2 protein-coding genes are annotated in these 2,508 nt (G+C 29.4%); both read left to right on the top strand.

Annotated features, from left to right (window positions below):
- Positions 1–1,423 (top strand): MBOAT family O-acyltransferase (locus ACKVOD_RS08335; RefSeq protein WP_409209011.1); only part of this gene is annotated, 1,423 nt, incomplete at its 5' end.
- Between the two features lie 2 nt (positions 1,424–1,425).
- Positions 1,426–2,394 carry a hypothetical protein gene (locus ACKVOD_RS08340; protein WP_409209012.1) on the top strand — a complete coding sequence of 323 codons (969 nt, stop codon included), beginning with the start codon at positions 1,426–1,428 and terminating at the stop codon, positions 2,392–2,394.
- Positions 2,395–2,508 lie beyond the last annotated feature (114 nt).

Here is a 2,508-nt window from a genome sequence, read left to right on the forward strand (position 1 = left end):
CCTATCTTTTTTACTGTTTTTACCCATAGTTTTCACTCTGTATTGGTTGGTCAATAAACGAGGATTACAGTTGCAAAACTTTTTGTTGTTAATAGCAAGTTATTTCTTTTATGCCTGTTGGGATTGGCGGTTTTTGTTTCTCTTACTTTTTTCTACCGCCTTAGATTATTTCACGGGAATAAAAATGGAGGAAGCCAAGACCCAAATCAATAAAAAAATCTGGTTTTGGTTGAGTATTATTATAAATTTAGGTTTTCTAGGCGTTTTTAAATATTATAATTTCTTTGCCGATTCTTTTGCCACAGCTTTGTCAGGAATAGGAATACAAGCTAATTTTTGGACACTGAAAGTGATTTTACCCGTTGGGATTTCCTTTTATACTTTTCATGGTTTGTCGTATGTGATTGATATTTATAAGGATAGGATCAAAGCCGAAAGAAACATTATTACCTACTCGCTTTTTGTTAGCTTTTTCCCGTTGTTAGTGGCTGGACCTATAGAACGTGCCACACATTTATTACCACAAATAAAAAAGAAACGGGTTTTTGATTACACTAAGGCAATCGATGGTTTACGGCAAATTATTTGGGGATTGTTCAAAAAAGTGGTCATTGCCGACAACTGCGCAAAATTTGCTAATACAATTTTTGATAATTCAGCCGACTATTCTGGTAGCACACTTGTATTAGGGGCTGTATTTTTTGCTATACAGATTTATGGAGATTTTTCAGGATATTCAGATATAGCACTAGGAACTGCAAGACTATTTGGAATAGATTTATTAAGAAATTTTGCATTTCCATATTTCTCAAGAGACATTGCTGAATTTTGGCGGCGTTGGCATATTTCTTTGTCGTCTTGGTTCCGGGATTATTTATACATTCCGCTAGGAGGTAGTCGAGTAGGAATATTAATGAAAATAAGAAATACTTTTATTATTTTCTTAATTAGTGGTTTTTGGCATGGAGCCAATTGGACATTTATAGTTTGGGGTGCGCTTCACGCTCTATTTTTTATTCCTCTTTTGATTACTAAAAACAATAGGAATAACATAGAAACTGTTGCTAAGGGAAAATCCTGGCCTACATTCAAAGAGTTTTTGGCGATTCTTTTTACTTTTAGCCTGACCACTTTTGCTTGGATATTTTTTAGAGCTGAAAGTGTAGAAGATGCTGTTCAATTTATTTCTGGAATATTTTCAAAATCATTGTTTTCAATACCAACTATAAGACCTACAGATTTATTGATATTAATTTTTGTTTTCTTTATGATTGAGTGGTTTGGAAGGGAAAAACAATTTGCATTGGCAAATTTAGAAATGTGTTTCCCAAAATTTTTAAGATGGGTTATATACTATGCTATACTTTTAGCACTTTTTTATTTTGGAGGTAGTGAACAACAATTTATTTATTTTCAATTTTAAAGATGAAAAAATTTATAGTACAAATTAGCCTTTTTTTAATGCCAATTTTTTTGATATCATATTATGCTGATAATTATATATCAGAAAATTTAAAAAAATCAAATTCGTTTGCTAAAAAAGAGTATTCTACTTGGAATGCAATACTAGAAGGAAAAGTAAATTCAGATATAGTAATATATGGAAGTTCTAGAGCGTGGGTACATATAAGCCCTTTAATGATAAGTAATAGTTTGAATGTTTCAGTATACAATTTGGGTATAGATGGTCATAATTTTTGGTTGCAATATTTGAGGCATACTTTATTATTAAAATACAATGTTAAACCTAAAATGATTATACTTTCTTTAGATGTTTTTACGTTACAAAAAATTGATAATTTGTATAATTCAGATCAGTTTTTACCCTATATGCTTTGGGATGAATCAATTAAAGAGTCAACTATAAGTTATAATTCTTTTAATTCACTCGATTATGAAATTCCACTTCTTAGGTATTTAGGAAGATCGAAGGCAATCAATGCATCATTTTCAATAAATAAGTCCGACAAGAAAATTGAAAGAATAAGAGGGTATCAAGCAAAAGACAGACAATGGAATTCGGACTTTGATAAAGCAAAAAAAGCAATGAAAAATTATGAAAAACCTTTAGATATAGGTTCAGTAATTTTATTTGAACAATTTTTAAACGAATGTAAATCCAAAGATATAAAGCTATTGTTTGTTTATTCACCCGAATATATTGAAGGTCAAAAATTTGTAAAAAATAGAGGTGAAATAATATCACTTTATGAAAAATATAGTAAAAAATATAATATTCCATTTTATAATTATTCAAATGATTCATTGTCGCATGACAAAAAGTATTTTTATAATGCAACTCATTTAAATAAAACGGGCGCTGAATTATTTACAAAAAGATTAATTGATAGTTTAAAAAAACATTATTATTTAAAATCTACCAATGCTATTTAACTCCCTATCTTTTTTACTGTTTTTACCCATAGTTTTCACTCTGTATTGGTTGGTCAATAAACGAGGATTACAGTTGCAAAACTTTTTGTTGTTAATAGCAAGTTATTTCTTTTA

The organism is Flavobacterium sp. (assembly GCF_046155325.1).
Classification (GTDB): Bacteria; Bacteroidota; Bacteroidia; order Flavobacteriales; family Flavobacteriaceae; genus Flavobacterium.

Coding starts and splice junctions, on each gene's coding strand:
- ACKVOD_RS08340 (WP_409209012.1), top strand. CDS start 1,426: ATGAAAAAATTTATAGTACAAATTAGCCTTTTTTTAATGCCAATTTTT.